General features: G+C 68.9%; 20 protein-coding genes and 2 riboswitches. Of the genes, 14 read left to right on the top strand and 6 right to left on the bottom strand.

The window, feature by feature from the left end:
• Nucleotide 1 precedes the first annotated feature (1 nt).
• A complete protein-coding gene (locus EV141_RS03785) occupies nucleotides 2–580 on the bottom strand; it encodes a 1-acyl-sn-glycerol-3-phosphate acyltransferase (protein WP_130484610.1) in 579 nt (192 codons plus the stop codon).
• A gap of 73 nt (nucleotides 581–653) precedes the next feature.
• On the opposite strand from EV141_RS03785, the gene EV141_RS03780 reads away from it, so the two are divergent.
• A complete protein-coding gene (locus tag EV141_RS03780; protein ID WP_130484609.1) occupies nucleotides 654–956 on the top strand; it encodes a DUF4190 domain-containing protein in 303 nt (100 codons plus the stop codon).
• Here EV141_RS03780 and EV141_RS03775 read toward each other — a convergent pair.
• Nucleotides 953–1,330, bottom strand: a complete 378-nt coding sequence (locus EV141_RS03775) for a VOC family protein (RefSeq protein ID WP_130484608.1) — start codon at nucleotides 1,328–1,330, stop codon at nucleotides 953–955. The two genes, EV141_RS03780 and EV141_RS03775, sit on opposite strands and share 4 nt — an antisense overlap.
• Nucleotides 1,331–1,390: 60 nt before the next feature.
• On the bottom strand, nucleotides 1,391–2,044 hold the full coding sequence (locus tag EV141_RS03770; protein WP_157985497.1) for an alpha/beta fold hydrolase: 654 nt from the start codon (nucleotides 2,042–2,044) through the stop codon (nucleotides 1,391–1,393).
• Nucleotides 2,045–2,059: 15 nt separating this feature from the next.
• Here EV141_RS03770 and EV141_RS03765 point away from each other — a divergent pair, with 15 nt between their 5' ends.
• The 6 genes from EV141_RS03765 to EV141_RS12245 all read left to right on the top strand — a co-directional run bounded on the left by EV141_RS03765 (nucleotide 2,060) and on the right by EV141_RS12245 (nucleotide 5,924).
• Nucleotides 2,060–2,536 (top strand): luciferase domain-containing protein, encoded by a 477-nt coding sequence (locus EV141_RS03765; protein ID WP_221625038.1) that lies wholly within the window; start codon nucleotides 2,060–2,062, stop codon nucleotides 2,534–2,536.
• Nucleotides 2,533–3,036 carry a GNAT family N-acetyltransferase gene (locus tag EV141_RS03760; protein WP_157985496.1) on the top strand — a complete coding sequence of 168 codons (504 nt, stop codon included), beginning with the start codon at nucleotides 2,533–2,535 and terminating at the stop codon, nucleotides 3,034–3,036. Before EV141_RS03765 ends, EV141_RS03760 begins: the two co-directional genes overlap by 4 nt.
• 75 nt (nucleotides 3,037–3,111) lie before the next feature.
• Complete coding sequence (gene heR / locus EV141_RS03755) at nucleotides 3,112–3,936, top strand: heliorhodopsin HeR (RefSeq protein ID WP_130484605.1); 825 nt, start codon at nucleotides 3,112–3,114, stop codon at nucleotides 3,934–3,936.
• A 314-nt stretch (nucleotides 3,937–4,250) separates the two neighbouring features.
• Nucleotides 4,251–4,679 carry a DUF1761 domain-containing protein gene (locus tag EV141_RS03750; protein WP_130484604.1) on the top strand — a complete coding sequence of 143 codons (429 nt, stop codon included), beginning with the start codon at nucleotides 4,251–4,253 and terminating at the stop codon, nucleotides 4,677–4,679.
• A 10-nt stretch (nucleotides 4,680–4,689) separates the two neighbouring features.
• On the top strand, nucleotides 4,690–5,268 hold the full coding sequence (locus EV141_RS12250; protein ID WP_157985495.1) for a hypothetical protein: 579 nt from the start codon (nucleotides 4,690–4,692) through the stop codon (nucleotides 5,266–5,268).
• Nucleotides 5,265–5,924: a DUF2461 domain-containing protein gene (locus tag EV141_RS12245; protein ID WP_157985494.1), complete on the top strand. Its 660-nt coding sequence runs from the start codon at nucleotides 5,265–5,267 to the stop codon at nucleotides 5,922–5,924. The genes EV141_RS12250 and EV141_RS12245 overlap by 4 nt, the downstream gene beginning before the upstream one ends.
• Here EV141_RS12245 and EV141_RS03740 read toward each other — a convergent pair.
• The gene (locus EV141_RS03740) at nucleotides 5,826–6,800 is read right to left on the bottom strand and encodes an EamA family transporter (RefSeq protein WP_130484602.1); all 975 of its coding nucleotides are present in this window, start codon (nucleotides 6,798–6,800) and stop codon (nucleotides 5,826–5,828) included. The genes EV141_RS12245 and EV141_RS03740 overlap by 99 nt on opposite strands.
• Before the next feature lie 175 nt (nucleotides 6,801–6,975).
• Between EV141_RS03740 and EV141_RS03735 the strand changes: the two genes are divergently transcribed.
• Nucleotides 6,976–7,479 (top strand): MarR family winged helix-turn-helix transcriptional regulator, encoded by a 504-nt coding sequence (locus EV141_RS03735; protein ID WP_241969048.1) that lies wholly within the window; start codon nucleotides 6,976–6,978, stop codon nucleotides 7,477–7,479.
• A gap of 24 nt (nucleotides 7,480–7,503) precedes the next feature.
• Nucleotides 7,504–8,658 carry a calcium/sodium antiporter gene (locus tag EV141_RS03730; RefSeq protein ID WP_130484600.1) on the top strand — a complete coding sequence of 385 codons (1,155 nt, stop codon included), beginning with the start codon at nucleotides 7,504–7,506 and terminating at the stop codon, nucleotides 8,656–8,658.
• Here EV141_RS03730 and EV141_RS03725 read toward each other — a convergent pair.
• Both EV141_RS03725 and EV141_RS03720 read right to left on the bottom strand, forming a co-directional pair.
• Entirely contained in the window at nucleotides 8,576–9,442 is an 867-nt protein-coding gene (locus EV141_RS03725; RefSeq protein ID WP_130484599.1) for an SDR family NAD(P)-dependent oxidoreductase, read from the bottom strand. The genes EV141_RS03730 and EV141_RS03725 overlap by 83 nt on opposite strands.
• 46 nt (nucleotides 9,443–9,488) lie before the next feature.
• A complete protein-coding gene (locus EV141_RS03720; protein WP_130484598.1) occupies nucleotides 9,489–10,094 on the bottom strand; it encodes a DUF4395 domain-containing protein in 606 nt (201 codons plus the stop codon).
• A gap of 83 nt (nucleotides 10,095–10,177) precedes the next feature.
• On the opposite strand from EV141_RS03720, the gene EV141_RS03715 reads away from it, so the two are divergent.
• The 5 genes from EV141_RS03715 (at nucleotide 10,178) to gcvP (ending at nucleotide 15,795) form a co-directional block, all read left to right on the top strand.
• On the top strand, nucleotides 10,178–10,819 hold the full coding sequence (locus tag EV141_RS03715; protein ID WP_130484597.1) for an LON peptidase substrate-binding domain-containing protein: 642 nt from the start codon (nucleotides 10,178–10,180) through the stop codon (nucleotides 10,817–10,819).
• Nucleotides 10,816–10,998, top strand: a complete 183-nt coding sequence (locus tag EV141_RS03710) for a hypothetical protein (RefSeq protein WP_130484596.1) — start codon at nucleotides 10,816–10,818, stop codon at nucleotides 10,996–10,998. The genes EV141_RS03715 and EV141_RS03710 overlap by 4 nt, the downstream gene beginning before the upstream one ends.
• A gap of 53 nt (nucleotides 10,999–11,051) precedes the next feature.
• Nucleotides 11,052–11,144, top strand: a riboswitch (glycine riboswitch).
• Nucleotide 11,145: 1 nt separating this feature from the next.
• Nucleotides 11,146–11,261, top strand: a riboswitch (glycine riboswitch).
• A 38-nt stretch (nucleotides 11,262–11,299) separates the two neighbouring features.
• Nucleotides 11,300–12,439 (top strand): glycine cleavage system aminomethyltransferase GcvT, encoded by a 1,140-nt coding sequence (gene gcvT, locus EV141_RS03705; protein ID WP_130484595.1) that lies wholly within the window; start codon nucleotides 11,300–11,302, stop codon nucleotides 12,437–12,439.
• Nucleotides 12,440–12,442: 3 nt separating this feature from the next.
• Nucleotides 12,443–12,814 carry a glycine cleavage system protein GcvH gene (gcvH, locus tag EV141_RS03700; RefSeq protein ID WP_130484594.1) on the top strand — a complete coding sequence of 124 codons (372 nt, stop codon included), beginning with the start codon at nucleotides 12,443–12,445 and terminating at the stop codon, nucleotides 12,812–12,814.
• A 38-nt stretch (nucleotides 12,815–12,852) separates the two neighbouring features.
• Entirely contained in the window at nucleotides 12,853–15,795 is a 2,943-nt protein-coding gene (gene gcvP / locus EV141_RS03695) for an aminomethyl-transferring glycine dehydrogenase (protein ID WP_130484593.1), read from the top strand.
• Nucleotides 15,796–15,874: the final 79 nt, after the last annotated feature.

Below are 15,874 nucleotides of genomic sequence, written 5' to 3'. Positions count from 1 at the left end.
GCTACTCCGTAGCGAGCTCTTCGCGCAGCCGCGGCTCGACCCGGTTCTCGGGCACAGCGCCCGCCTTGTCGGCATAGAACGCGCGGATGCGGTCCATGTCGGCCGAGACATCACCGGTCAGCTCGATGGTCGGCCCGAGCCCCACGGTCATCGTGGTGCGGTCGACGTAGCCGAGCGTCACCGGCAACCCGGTCTCGCGAGCGATCCGGTAGAAGCCCGACTTCCAGTGAGAGTGACCTTTGCGCGTGCCATCGGGTGTGACCACCAGTCCGAAGACCTCGCCCGAGCGAATGCGGTCGACCACCTCGTTGACAACGCGACCGGGAGCATCCCGATCGACGGGGATGCCGCCCAAACGCGTCATGATCGGCCCGCGCCATCCTCGAAAAAGGCTTTTCTTGCCCAGCCAGCGGATGTGCATGTCGAGCTTCCACGTGATGGCGAGCATGAACACGAAGTCCCAGTTCGACGTGTGCGGAGCGCCGAGCAGGATCGTTGGGCGCGTGGGCGCCGGCTCGGTGACGAGTTTCCAGCGGCTGACGGCCCAGAAAGTGCGGGCGACGAGGCGGCGAAGACGCATTGACTAAGCGTAAATCGCTGCGGCGCTGTGAGTGGCCGCGGCCGCCGGCGCCGCGCGCTGAGAGACTGAACGCGTGACGACTCCCGAACAGCCGCAGTACGCCGCCTACTCGTCGACCGCCCAGCCCGTAGCGCCCACAAACTCGTTCGCCATCGTGGCGCTCATCTGCGCCTTCGTCGTTCCCCCGGTGGGCCTCGTGTTCGGCATCATCGCCCAGCGTCAGATCGCGCGCACGGGCGAGCAGGGGGCCGGGCTCGCGCTGGCCGCCATCATCGTGAGCGCCATCTTCACCGGGCTCATCGTGATGATGGTGCTGGCCTGGGTCGGCTGGATGCTGTCGATTCTTGGCGTGTTCCTCAGCGCGACGACGGTCTAGGGAGTCGCCTCCCACGCGGGGGCGTAGCTCGGTTCGTACAGCATCACCCGCCCGATCCCGGGTACCGGGATGCTGAGCCCGCGGCCATACTCGCGCTCCCACATCTCCTCGTCGATGGTCGCGCCGTTCTCACGCAACGCGCCGAGAGTGCCGTCGAGGTCGTCGCAGATGAACGACAACTCGTGGCGCTGTTCGTAGGGCTCGTCCTGGCCCGGCCAAGTACGCGGATGCACGCCACCTTCACTCGGACCGGTTGCGAAAATCAGCCACCCCGGTGATGTTTCGATGAAGGGCCACCCGATGACGTCTCGGAAGTAGGCGCGGGTTGCCTCTGGGTCGTCGCTGTACACGATGGTGTGGATTCCGGTGATCATCGGCCGACAGTACCGAGGAGTATCGCGACCTCAACAGGGGCTTGCGCGGTGGCGCATGGTTCAGTGCGATTGCCAATCGTCGAGCATGCGTGTGAAGTCAGGCAGGTCCTGTGGCCGGTGCCCGGCACCCGACAGCTTCACGTGCTCCGCGCCGCGTTGCACGAGAGCGTGGGCAATCGCCTCATACCCGTCCCACCAGGCCCCGGTGATGACGAGAGTCGGGGGAAGTTCGCGCAGGGCCGCGCCGAGATCGAACCCCCACGGCACGGTCAGCCGGGCGAATCGCGCCGCGTGGGGCTCGTCTGCTGCCCACGCGTCATCCGTCGCCTCCGCACCAAACATCATCGGCTTTACAAGGTTCCAGAAGCCGCGCAGATCACCGGCGTCGGCGAGAGCTCGCGCATCCGTCATGACGGAGATGTGGTCGCGCACGCTCTCGTTGGTTGGGGCCAGATCGAACAGCGCGGGTTCGACGAGGACGAGGGCTGCCGGTCGAGCGCCGTTGTGCGCCATTGCGATGCCGACGAGCGTGCCGCCCCACGAGTGGGCGACCACGGTGGCAGCGGGGGCCCTCTCTAACTCACCAGCGAGGAGCGCGGCTTGCTTCTCGACGGGAAGGAGCAGGTCGATGGCGAGGAACGTGCCGGCGTCGGCTGTCAGCATCGGCCACGCGGCGTGACCTGTGCGCCCTGAGCCGTGAACAAAAACTCGCATTCTAGATTTGACCACATGACCGCACTTCACCCCCGCGACGGCCAGCGCCCCCGGGTCTCGACCGACGGGCCCCAGCGACAGCTCGACCAGCAGGCGCCGCCTGCCGTCTGGGGCGAGTTAGTCGCCGCGGTTTTCGCGCTGCCGGGTGTGGTCGAGGGGCACAGCGCGGTGTCGCCCGCATCCAGCCGAGCGGTGCATCTCACCGGTATCGCGCTGCCGGTCGAGCCACGGCGCTCACTGGCCCCGGTCGACGCGCGGTTCGAGCCGGTGCACCTTCACGGCGTTGACGACACCTCGCTGCACCTCGTGCTCGACCCTGCGCGCAGCGCTGAGCTCGTCGACCTCGGGTGGGCCGAACCGCACCAGTACGAAGACTGGGGCACCGAGTTCCTCGTCTACGGCCCGCGCGACGAACGCGAGCTGGCCGTCATCGTCGACATCGTGCGCGAGTCGATCGCGTGGGCGACGGCACCGGCCGATTCCGTATCGTGACCAACACGCTCCGCCCCGCCCTCGACGGCGATATCCCCGCCGTTACGCGTCTCGTCCACGCGGCCTACGCCGAGCATGGCGCGGCCGGGCTCAACTTCACGGCGGTCGACCAGTCCGAGGCGACCACCCGGCTCCGACTCTTCGCTGGCCTGTCGTGGGTGATCGAGCGCAGCGGCGAGCTGATAGCGACGGCGACCGTCAGCATCCCGCCTGGAGAGCACATCGGCCGGCTGGCCGCGCTGGCCCGCCAACCGCGCGTCGCATGGCTCAACCAGCTGGCGGTGCACCCCAGCCACCGCGGCCAGGGCCTCGCGCGCCGCCTATTCGAGACGGTTGCCTCACACGCGAAACACCGGGATGCGCAGATTCTCGCCCTCGATACCGCCGCGCCAGCGGCCCACCTCCGCGCGCTCTACGAACGCTGGGGGTTCACCGACGGCGAGACCATCCACTGGCCGGGCAAGACGTACGACAGCGTGGTGATGAGCCGCGTGCTCTGACCGAGCGAATGGCGATCACTTTCGCGACCCCAACTGCTAGCGTTCGCGGCACCCACCGAACAAGGGAGTTCCGCTGTGGCACGTGCATCCCGATCGACGACCGCAGACCGCACCGACGACCAGAAGATTGCCCGCCTGCGCATCTACAACGTGGTGGCCGGCAGCCTGCACCTCGTACAGGCCATCGGCTTCGCCGTCGTCTTGACGATGCTGAGCACGCAGGTCACCTTCGCCGTGACGGCCGATTATCTGGCCGGCCCTCCCGGCTTCCCGATCCCTCCCGAGCGCGTGGAGCTGTTCGACGTCAACGTCGGCATCGGCGTTGTCGCCTTCCTCGCGCTGAGCGCCTTCTTCCACTTCCTCATCTCGTCGCCCATGTTCTACGGCCGATACAAGGCCGGGCTCATGCAGAACCGCAACTACTTCCGCTGGGTCGAGTACTCGCTCAGCTCGTCGATCATGATCTGGCTGATCTTGGCCATCAACGGCGTGACCGACATCGGCGCCCTGATCGCCCTGTTCAGTGCAAACGCCGCGATGATCCTGTTCGGCGCGCTGCAGGAGAAGTACGAGCAGCCCGGTTCGGGCGGGATGCTGCCCTTCATTTTCGGGTCAATGGTCGGCATTGTTCCGTGGATTGTTGTCGTCATTTACTTCCTGCGCATCGGCAGCGAGTCGGAGGTCGAGACGCCCGCGTTCGTGGTGGGCATCGTGATCTCGCTGTTCGCCTTCTTCAACACCTTTGCCGTCAACCAGTGGCTGCAGTACAGGCAGCTCGGCAAGTGGAAGGACTATCTCGTCGGCGAGCGCACTTACATCACGCTGAGCCTCGTCGCGAAGACGGCGCTCGCGTGGCAGGTGTTCTCGGGTGCGATAATCCCGGTGCTGACCGAGGGGTAGTCGCTTCGCACAAGATGCCCCGAAACCGGTCGTATGGTGCAACACCGCGCCTTCGTTCGGCCGGTATTGCACCAAAGGCGCGGTGTGAGCGGTGGTGCGGTGCGGCGGTGCGGCGGTGCAGTGGTGCGGTGCGGCGGTGCGGCGGTGCGCGAGTGTGCCGCTGACGGCACGTGCCGTGAGGGGCACATGCCCCACGAAGGCGAACGTCGCCCCAGAGGTCGTGCCCTGGGTTTTCCGTTCCGCCCGCGACTGACCCGCATTTCCTCATCCCCACCTCTCGTGCCAACGCCCACCCCGGGTCTACGCTCGCGCCCATGGAGCTCATCCCGATCAGCTGGCTCGCCGTCGGCGTCGCCTTCGTCGTCGTATTTCTCGCCGGCGCCGTCTGGTTCGGCCCGAAGACGTTTTTCCCCGTCTGGTGGCGTGCGCTCGGCAAAGACCCCGATGACATGTCCACCTCCGGGATGAACATGGGGGTTGTGTTCGGCAGCACCGCCGTCGCCGCCGCCGTGCAGGTCATCGGCATCGCCCTCGCGATTGGCGTCGCGACCCTCGCGTTCGGCCCCGTCGGTCCGCTCGGCGGCGCACTGATCGGCCTCACCCTCGGCGTCGTCTTCACCGCCGCCGGATCGCTGTCGCACCGCCTGTTCGGCCAGCAGGGCTTCAGGGTCTGGCTCATCGAGGTCGGCAGCGACGTGCTCAACTACACCCTCGCTGGGCTCATCATCGGCCTGTTCGGTTAGCCTGCCGCGCGTGACGCCCACGCCGCCCGAACCCGCCGCTGACGCGGTCGCATGGATGCACGCCGACGACCGCGCGGCCCTCGCCGTTGCCGTCGCGCGGCTCACGCAGGCCGCACACCCGCACGATCACTTCGGCACGACGATCGGTGCGCGCAGGAGTCTGGGGTTCATTCCGCGCAAGCAGACGTATCGCCGGGCCGGAGTGGGCTGGCGGCTCGGGGTCGTCGCGGTCGACACCGATGCGCGGCTCTACGTGGTGGGGCAGATTGTCCGCGCCACGCGGCAGGTGCTTCCTGGGCACCAGGCCGAGTCGGCCCGCGAGCGGCGCGCGATGAAAGAGCAGCTCGTCGACGTCGGCTTCCCCGACGGCGCCACCGTGCTGCTCGACGCCACCCCCGTCGCGAGCGGCGCTGCCGAAGCCGCCGGCCTGGTCGTCGTGCGCGACGGCCGCATCCTGATTCGCTGGATGCCGTCGGCACCCGACAGCGCCCTCATGCCGCTCCCGGCGTACCTGGCCGAACGCACCGAACTGGCGCTGCGCCCCGCCGACGCGGTGCTCACCGACGACGCGAGTGGGGGAGCCGCGTGACCTTCACCGGCTTCCACCCCGACGCGCCGCGCTTCTACGCCGAGCTCGCCGAGAACAACACCCGCGAGTGGTGGCAGGCGAACAAGGCGCGCTACGCCGAGACGGTGCGCGGGCCGGTCGAGCAGCTCGCCGATGTGCTCGGTGCGGAGTTCGGACCCGTCAAGATTTTCCGCCCCCACCGCGACGTGCGCTTCAGCGCCGACAAGCGTCCAATCAAAGACCACATCGGGTTCGTGACGACTCCCGCCGACGGCACCGCGCACTACGGGCAGCTCAACGAGCACGGGCTGATGCTCGCCGGCGGCATCTACCAGCCGAGCCGCGACCAGCTACGCCGCTTCCGCGCCCTCGTCGACGACAACCGCCTCGTGGGCGACCTCGAGGCGACGCTCGATGAGCTCGAGGAGCACGGCTTCGCGATCATGCGCGAGGGCGCGCTTGCGACGGCTCCGCGCGGCTACCCGCGCGAGCATCCGAAGATCGCCCTTCTTCAACTCACGAGTCTTGCGATCGCGCGAACCCACCCGATGGATGACTGGATGTTCGGGGATGAGGCCCTAGGCCGCATCCTGGAGGGCTGGCGCCTCGTCACGAGCTGGAACGCGTGGCTGATCGAGAACATCGGCCCCGCGGTCGACCCGGCGGCGGCCCGGTAGAACGCGCCGCACCGCGCTGGCGACGGCGGCCCGCACGGGCGCCTGGCCGATCAGGATGCCCGCGAAGACCAGCGCGATTCCGCCATATTGCAGGGCGGTGAGGGTCTCGCCCGCGACGGCCACCCCGAGCAGCACGCCCGTCACCGGGTTCAGCAGGCCGATGAGGCCGACGGCGGCGGCGGGCAGCTTCCGCAGGCCCATGTTCCAGCCAACGAAAGCGGCGAGGGTCGCGACGAGCGAAAGGTAGGCGAAGGCGCCGAACTCACTCGCGGTGACGGGAGCGGGTGCACCCTCGACGAGGAAGGCGACGGGAACGATCGCCAGGCCACCCGCGGTGAGTTGCCAAGCCGTCATCGGCAGCAGGGGAGCGCTGCCGCTCCAGCGCTTGGTGAAGATGAAGCCGACCGACGACATGAGCATGGCCGCGAGAGAGGCGAGCACGCCGCCCGCGTTCACCGAGCCCGCGCCCGTGGCGAGCAGCGCCACGACGCCCGCGAAGCCGAGGCCGGCGCCCACGAGCGAAAACAGCTGAGGCTTCTCACGGATCACGCCCCAGGCCACGAGCATCATGGCGATCGGGGCCATGGCCATGATCATCGACGCGATCGACGACGGCAGCAGCTGGGCGGCGACGTAGATCAGCACGAAGAACGCGCCGATGTTGAGCACACCGAGAACGAGTGAGCGCCACCACCACACGCCGCGCGGCAGCACGCGCACGATGAGCAGCAGTAGGAGGCCGGCGGGCAGTGCCCGCCAGACGGCACCCCAGAGCGGGGAGTCGGCGGGTAGCCACGTCGAGGTGACGACGTAGGTCGAGCCCCACGCGATGGGCGCGATTGCGGTGATGAGCATCCAGCGCCAGATATTTTCCATGGAAGACATAATATCTTCCGGGGAAGGTAATATTCCCGGCGTGAGTAATCTCCCAGGCAACGACGCCGACGCCCCTCGCGAGGCTGACCCTCGCGAGGCTGACCCTCGCGAGGCCGACCCTCGCGAGGCCGACCCCCGCAAGACCGACCCGCGCGACAGCGACCGGGTCGCGAGCATTCAAGCCGAATGGCGTCGCGAGCGCCCCGAGATCGACCCGTCGCCGCAGGGCATCATCGGTCGCCTGCACCGGGTCGCCGCCTACCTCACGACCGAGCTCGAAGCGGTGTATCGCGATTTCGATCTGTCGACCGGCGAGTTCGACGTGCTCGCCGCGTTGCGCCGCGCCGGCGAGCCCTACGAGCGCACCCCCAGCGAGCTCGCCGAGCGCACGATGATCACGAGCGGGGGCCTCACGAAGCGCTGCGACCGCCTCGAAACGGCCGGCCTCATCGAGCGTCGCGTGGCCGAGTCAGACCGGCGCGGTCGGGTCGTCGCACTCACGCCGGCCGGCCTCGACCTGATCGATCGCGCCTACGCCGCCCACATGCGCAACGAGCACCGGCTCATTGCGGCCCTTGATGAGGATGATCGGGGCGCGTTGCAAGGAGGGCTCGCGCGCTGGCTCGCCCACTTCGAGGGGTCGGGCGTCGCCAGCGACGCCTTTCCTGCGAGAACATGAAATGCTTGTCAGTAGACTGTGCTCGTGGATCTTCTTGATGTCGGCCGTGTCGTCCTGGGCCTCGCGCTCCTGATCGCCGGCGGCGAAGCGCTCGTGCGCGGCGCCTCAACCCTCGCCACACGCCTCGGCATCGCGCCGCTCGTCGTCGGCCTCGTCATCGTGTCGGCGTCGACGAGCGCGCCCGAACTGGCGGTCACCGTGGGCGCCGTCGCGGCGGGAGACCCCGATCTTGCGGTCGGTAACGTCGTTGGCTCAAACATCGTGAACGTTCTGTTCATCCTCGGTCTGTCAGCACTCTTTTTGCCGCTCATCGTCAAGCGTCAGCTGGTGCGTTTCGACATTCCGGTCATGGTCGGCATCACGATCCTGCTGCTCGCGTTGTCGCTCGACGGGGAGATCACCCAGCTCGACGGAATCTTGCTCTTTGCCGCCGCGGCCGTGCACGTGGCCTTGAGCTTCTGGTTCAGCAAGCGCGACCCCGAGCTCGCGGGCGATCTCGACATCCCGGCGGCCCCGTCCAAGCTCTCGCCCGCCGCGCAGATCGCCGCAGCCGTTGCGTTCGTCCTCGTTGGCATCGGGCTGCTGGTCCTCGGGGCGGCATTCCTCGTGGAAGGCGCGTCCAACATTGCGACCGGGTTCGGCGTCTCAAGCCTCGTCATCGGACTCACGGTCGTCGCGATCGGCACCAGCCTGCCCGAGCTCGTGACATCGATCATCGCCGTGCGCCGCGGCGAGCGCGACATTGCCGTCGGCAACATCGTCGGTAGCAACATCTTCAATATCGGTGTGGTGCTCGGGGTGCCGGCGATCTTCTTCCCGGCGGGCATCCCGGTCGCCGCGTCGGCGATCGCTCTCGACCTGCCGCTGGCACTGGCCGCCGCGGTCGCCCTGCTTCCGATCGCCTTCACGGGCTTCGCCATCGCGCGCTGGGAGGGCGGTCTCTTCGTCGCCCTCTACGTCGCGTACACCGTGTACCTCATACTGAACGCGGTGCAGCACGACGCGCTCAGCGGCTTCACGACGGTCATGGTCTTCTTCGTCCTGCCGCTCGTCGCGATCACCCTGATCGCGATCACGGCGTACGAGGTGGGGCTCATCAGGGGCCGAAAGCAGGCTCCCGACTCTGAGGCCCGTTCGGCGGCGACGAGCCCAGCAGATCCTTCATCTGCGAGTAAATAAGACCAGCGGCCTTCTTCGGGTTCAGGCGCGACAGGCGCGACATGAACCGCGCATCCTGCCCGATGAAGATCTCGTAGGTGCCCTTCTCGATCGCCTCGATGATTTGGCGGCCCGCCTCTGCCGGCGCGGTCGTCTTGCGTGCCTTGTCGCCGGCGGCGGCCGCGAGCTTCTCCATCTCTTCGGTCGTCATGACACCCGAGTTCTGCGAGATGTTGGTGCCAATCGCGCCGGGGAACACCCCCGTCACCGACACGTTCGTGGCCATGAGCTCTGAGTGCAGGGCGCGGCTCAGCTGCGCGACGGCGGCCTTCGTTGCGCCGTAGACCCCCTGGCCAGGCACCGGAGCGTAGGCGCCCATGCTCGCGACGTTCACGATTGCCGCCTCCGGGCGTGTGACGAGATGCGGCAAGAAGGCCTTCACGGTGTTCAGCACGCCGTACAGGTTGACGTTGATGACCCGGTCGATTTGGTCCCAGTCGAGGTCGTTCACGGGCACGAACTTCTGGATGATGCCGGCGATGTTCAGCAGGCCGTCGACCTGGCGGTGCTGGGCGATGATAACCGCGGGCAGCGCGAGTGCGGCCTCGCGGTCGGTGATGTTGACGACGTGGGTCGTGACCCGGCCGGGCAGTCCCTCGGCGAGGGCCGCCGTTTCGGCGAGCCCCGACTCGCTGAGGTCGAGCGCGGCGACATGCCCGCCCTTGCGCGCGATGCCGAGGGCGACCTCGCGGCCAATGCCGTTGCCGGCTCCGGTGATGGCGAAAACTCTGCCGGTGATCTGCATGGTGCTCCTTGACTCTGTGGCCGCGCGATAGCGCGATTCTCACAGGCTAGAGCCCGTTCGACCGATCGGTCAGGGTCGAACGTCCCGCCTCGTGAACGCGATGAGTCTCGCCGCGCCTGGGCGGTGTGTAGGTGCAGGTGTCGCCCGAGCAGAGCGTCGGCTTTTCGCGAGACAAGCGCCGCGCAAGCTCGCACCCCAGGCAGTAGCCGAAGGCGGCCTCCGCGAACAGCAGCGTGAGGCAGATCGCGCAGATGGTTTGGGCAATTGCGGGCGCGAGCCCGAGCCAGCCCAACGCGAAACAGCCGGTGAGCGCCATGCCGAAGCCGAGCATCCAGGCGAGCTTCTTTGATCGGGCGTCGACCCATTCGGGGCGCTGCGGCCGCGTGATGAGCGTGCCGAGCGCGAGCGTCGGCGTCCAGCGGGTGCCGACGAACAGGCGCAGGTACATCTCGAGGGCGAAGGCGATGCCGAATAGCTGCATCGGCCGCAGGTCGCCGGTCAGCACGCTGTATTGCCACGCGGCGAATCCGGCGAGAAACAGGATGCCCGCCGACGCGCGCACGGCGCGCTCGTTGACGACGGGAACATCGATTCCGATAACCCACTGCCCGATGACGGGGCGCGCGCGGGCCTCGAGGGGAGTCGGTGACATGCCGACACTATACCCCAGGGGGTATCTGCGTGAGGGCCGCCATGACACCGCGCATTGCCAGGTAGCGGTGCCACGCTCGACCCATGCCCGTCATGCCGATGTTCCCGCTCGGGTCGGTGCTGTTTCCGTACATGCCGACAGCGCTGCGCATCTTCGAAGAGCGCTACATCGTCATGCTTTCCGAGATTCTCGGCAACGAGCCTGCCGAGTTCGGCATCGTGTTGATCGAGCGCGGCAGCGAGGTCGGTGGGGGAGAGCAGCGTTTTCCCATCGGAACCGTCGCCCGCATCACGCAGGTGCAGACGAGCGAGGGCTTCATTGGCCTCGTCGCGCAGGGCGACCGCCGCATCGAGGTCGTCGACTGGCGCCCCGACGACCCGTACCCGGTTGCCGAGGTGCGCGACGTTCCCGGCTTCGAGGTCGACGACGAGCTGCGTCCCCTCATGGAGGAGGTCGAGCGCACCGTGCGCGCCACCATCGCTCAGGCGAGCGAGTTCGTCGAGGTGCCCTGGCCGGCCGACATTCAGCTCGACGACGACCCGCGCGCCGCCATCTGGCAGCTCGCGGCGATTGCCCCGCTCGGCCCGCTCGACCAGCAGAAACTGCTGCGCAGCGAGACCCCCGAGCAGCTGCTCACCGCCACTCGCGAACTCACCCTCGAGGCCGCCGAAATGCTCACCCTGACCGGCGACTGGGACGACGACATCGATAGCCTCGAGCCGTGATTCCCGGCCTCGCCTTCCCGATCCCCGTCGATCCCGCGACCGCCTCCTGGGCGATTCCGGTCTTCGCGCTCATGGCGCTCACGACCATCGTCGTGCTGATCTGGCAGACGGTCCGCTACTTCCGCGACAACCGCGATGACGATCAGGATGCGCGCCCCGGCTCCGACGACGCGGCGTAACGTCTCCGTCACACCGGCTTGGTACGCTGAGCCCATAACTGCACACTCGGCCGTCACAGCGCGCGGAAGAGTCCCCGGCCACGCCGGGGCGCCGAAGGAGCAAGCCTCCCCGCCAATCTCTCAGGCACCCGTACCGCGCGCCGCAGGCCACTCTGAAAAGCAGGGCGAGCATCCCTTTCTGGGTGCCTGACCCTCGCCCACGGTGAAAGCGCGACCGGCACCGCCCGGCCCGTGAAGCTCTCAGGCACCATGACAGAGGGGGAGTTCCGAAGCCCCGCACCGTCGCGCCCAAAGGAACTCCATGACCGAGTCCGTCACACCCCCGCCGCAGACGTCGCCCCTGCATGCCGAGCACGAGGCGCTCGGCGCTTCGTTCACCGACTTCGGCGGCTGGCTCATGCCCGTGCGCTACAGCTCCGACCTTGCCGAGCACCACGCCGTGCGTACCGCTGCGGGCCTGTTCGACATCTCGCACATGGCCGAGATCACGGTCAGCGGCCCCGACGCCGGCGCCTACCTCGATGAGGCGCTCGCCGGTCGACTTTCGACCTTGCCGCACATGAAGGCGAAGTACTCGCTGCTGCTCGCCGACGACGGCGGCATCATCGATGACCTCATCGTGTACCGCACGGGCGAGGCTGAGTGGCTGGTCGTCGCGAACGCCGGCAACCGGGGCCCCGCCGTCGAGGCGCTGCACGCCCGCCGCGGCGTGCACGAGGTCGAGCTGGTCGACCTGACCGAGACGATGGCGCTCATCGCGCTCCAGGGCCCTGCGGCCGAGCGCATCCTTGGCCGCGTCGAGGGCCTCGACACCACCGACGAGCTCTCAGGCGGCACGACTCTGGAGACCCTGCGCTACTACGCCGCCATGGGCATGACCTGGCGCGGCGGGTCGGTGCTCGTCGCCCGCACCGGTTACACCGGCGAAGACGGCTTCGAGCTCTACGTCGACGTCGAGCACGCCGCCGAGCTGTGGCGCGCGATCCTCGCCGCCGGCGAGCCCGACGGCCTCGTGCCCTGTGGCCTCGCCGCCCGCGACACGCTGCGCCTCGAAGCAGGGATGCCCTTGTACGGCCACGAGATCGGCCGCGAGACCCTGCCGGTGCAGGCAGGTCTTGGCCGCGTCGTCGTCACCGACAAGCCGCACTTCGTCGGCAAGGCCGCCATCGAGGCAGGCCCCGCAGCGGGCGCCCCCGTGCTCGTCGGCATGGTGGGCGAGGGCCGCCGCGCCGCCCGCGCCGACTACCCGGTGTTCGACGGTGACCGCGAGGTCGGCGTCGTGACGAGCGGGGCGCTGTCGCCCACGCTCGGCGTGCCCATCGCGATGGCGCACGTGCATCCCGATGTTGCCGCGCACGGAACGGCGCTCGCCGTCGACGTCCGCGGCACGCGCATCCCCTTTACTGTCGTCCCCCTTCCCTTCTACAAGCGAGAGGCGTAAGCCATGAGTGTTCCGAGCGATCTGCAGTACACGGCCGAGCACGAGTGGGTGCGCGTCGAGGGTGACGTCGTCACCGTCGGCATCACCCAGTACGCGGCCGACGCCCTCGGCGACGTCGTCTACGTCGACCTGCCGGCCGTGGGCGCGTCACTCACCTCGGGCGCGGTCGTCGGCGAGGTCGAGTCGACCAAGTCGGTCGGCGAGCTGTTCGCCCCCGTCGAGGGCGAGGTCGTCGAGGCCAACCAGGCCGTCGTCGACGCCCCCGAGACGATCAACGCCGACCCGTACGGCGACGGCTGGCTCGTGAAGGTGCGCGTCGCCGCGACCCCGGCCCTCATGAGCGCCGACGAGTACCGCGCCCTCATCGGCGAGTAACCGCTTCGTAGACCCCCACAGACAAGGCACCGCACCGCATGTCCCGCGACTTCTCCGAGCGCCACATCGGCCTCGACGCCGATGCCCAGCGCCTCATGCTCGACGCACTCGGCTACGACACGATCGAGGCAATGATGGATGCGGCGGTTCCGTCCGCAATCCGCCAGACCGCCGCTCTGCGCACGCTTCCGGCGCCCGCCACCGAGGCCGAGGTGATGGCCGAGCTGCGCGCCATCGCCTCGCACAACACGGTGCGCACGAGCCTGATCGGCCAGGGCTACTACGGCACGATCACGCCCGCGGTGATTCAGCGCAACGTGCTCGAGAACCCCAGCTGGTACACGGCGTACACGCCCTATCAGCCCGAGATCTCGCAGGGGCGCCTCGAGGCGTTGCTGAACTTCCAGACGATGGTCGCTGACCTCACGGGGCTCGGCACCGCGAACGCCTCCATGCTCGACGAGGCGACCGCGGTCGTCGAGGGCATGCTGCTCGCCCGCCGCGCGTCGAAGAGCGCCTCGAATGTCTTCCTCGTCGACGACGACCTGTTCGCCCAGACCCGTGCCGTGCTCGACGGCCGCGCGGAAGCGCTCGGCCTCGACCTCGTCTACCTGCCGCTCGCCGACACCGACCCTGCCGAGCTGCCCGACGCCTTCGGCGTCTTCGTGCAGTACCCGGCCGCGTCTGGTCGCATCTGGGACCCGTCGGCCGTCATCGCCCGCGTGCGTGACGCCGGCGGACTCGCCGTGGTCGCCGCCGACCTGCTTGCCCTCACGCTCATCACGAGCCCCGGCGAGCTGGGCGCCGACGTCGCCGTCGGCACCACGCAGCGCTTTGGCGTGCCGATGGGCTTCGGCGGCCCGCACGCCGGCTACCTCGCGGTGCGCTCCGGTCTCGAGCGGCAGATGCCGGGCCGCCTCGTCGGCGTCTCGAAAGATGCCGACGGCCGCCCCGCCTACCGCCTCACGCTGCAGACCCGGGAACAGCACATCCGCCGCGACAAGGCGACGAGCAACATCTGCACCGCCCAGGTGCTGCTCGCCGTCATGGCCTCGATGTACGGGGTTTACCACGGCCCCGACGGGCTGCGCCGCATCGCCGAGCGGGTCGCCAGCGTGACGCGCACCGTTGCCAGCCGCCTCGCGGCGAACAGCATCGAGGTCGCCACCGATGCGTATTTCGACACGCTCACTGTTCGGGTGCCGGGTCGCGCCGACGACATCGTCGCCGCCGCGCGCGAGGCCGAGCTGCTGCTGCACCGCGTCGACGCTGACACCGTGCGCTTCAGCATCGACGAGCCCACGTCCGCGAGCCGCGACCTCCTGCCGCGCCTGCTCGGCGTCTTCGGCGCGACGCCCGGCTCAGGGTTTGCGTCTCCTGGTGCCGAGACGCCGTCGGGAATCCCCGACACGCTGCGCCGCGCATCCGACTACATGACGCACCCGGTGTTCCACACGCACCGCAGCGAGACGTCGATGATGCGCTACCTGAAGCGCCTCGCCGACCGCGACTACGCGCTCGACCGCGGCATGATTCCGCTCGGCTCGTGCACGATGAAGCTGAACGCGGCGACTGAGATGGCGGCGGTCAGCTGGCCCGAGTTCAATGGGCTGCACCCCTTCGCTCCGCTGGACGACGTGCAGGGCTCGCTCGTCATGATCGGCCACCTCGAGACGTGGCTCGCCGAGCTCACCGGCTACGACGCCGTCTCGCTGCAGCCGAACGCGGGCAGTCAGGGCGAGCTCGCGGGCCTGCTCGCCATTCGCGGCTACCACCGCTCGCGCGGCGACGAGCACCGCACCGTGTGCCTCATCCCGTCGAGCGCGCACGGCACGAATGCAGCTAGCGCCGTTCTTGCCGGGATGCGCGTCGTTGTCGTCGGCACGACCGAGACCGGCGACGTCGATCTCGACGACCTGCGCGCGAAGATCGCCGAGCACCGCGACGAGCTCGCGGCGCTCATGATCACCTACCCGTCGACGCACGGCGTCTACGAGCACGACGTGATGGATGTCACGGCGGCCGTGCACGAGGCCGGCGGCCAGGTGTACATCGACGGCGCGAACCTCAACGCGCTGCTCGGCTACGCCCGCTACGGCGACATCGGCGGCGACGTGAGTCACCTGAACCTGCACAAGACCTTCTGCATCCCGCACGGCGGCGGCGGCCCCGGCGTGGGCCCCGTCGCGGCGAAGGCGCATCTCGCCGAGTTCCTACCCGGCCACCCGCTCGCGCAGATGCACCAGCACCCGCCGTTCGACCTCGAGACCGGCGCGGTCGGCTCTGTCGAACACCGCGGAGCCCCTGTCTCGGCGGCGCCATACGGCTCGGCGAGCATCCTGCCGATCTCCTGGGCGTACGCGCGCTTGATGGGCGCCGACGGCCTGCGCGAGGCGACCGCCAACGCGGTGCTCGCCGCCAATTACGTCGCCCTGCGGCTGCGCGAGCACTACCCGGTGCTCTACGCGGGCGAGAACGGCCTCGTCGCGCACGAGTGCATCCTCGACCTGCGGCCGCTGCGCGAGCAGACCGGCGTCACGGTCGACGACGTCGCGAAGCGCCTCATCGACTACGGCTTCCACGCACCGACCATGTCGTTCCCCGTGGCGGGCACCCTCATGGTCGAGCCGACCGAGTCGGAGGACCTGGCCGAGCTCGAGCGCTTCGTGCAGGCCATGATCGCGATCCGTCGCGAGGCCGACGCGGTCGCGCGCGGCGAGTGGCCGGCCGACGACAATCCGCTGGTGAACGCCCCGCACACGGCCGAGAGCGCCATCGCCGGCGAGTGGTCGCACCCCTACAGCCGCGAGATCGCCGTCTACCCGGCGTCACTCATCGACGGCGACGAGGCGGCCGCAGGCTCGGGCGGTTTTGGCGCAACTCGCGCCGACAAGTACTGGCCGCCGGTGCGCCGCGTCGACCAGGCCTACGGCGACCGCAACCTCGTGTGCGCCTGCCCGCCGATTGAGGCGTTCGCCTAGCGGCGACCGCCTCAATCGGCGTCCAGCAGCGTTGATGTGCGCGCCTGCGGCGCGACTGAGGCGTTCGCGTAAGAGCGCG

This window comes from Microcella putealis (genome assembly GCF_004216575.1).
Taxonomy (GTDB): domain Bacteria; phylum Actinomycetota; class Actinomycetes; order Actinomycetales; family Microbacteriaceae; genus Microcella; species Microcella putealis.
Note: the sequence above shows the minus strand (reverse complement) of the source record. Positions and strands in the feature narration are given on the sequence as shown.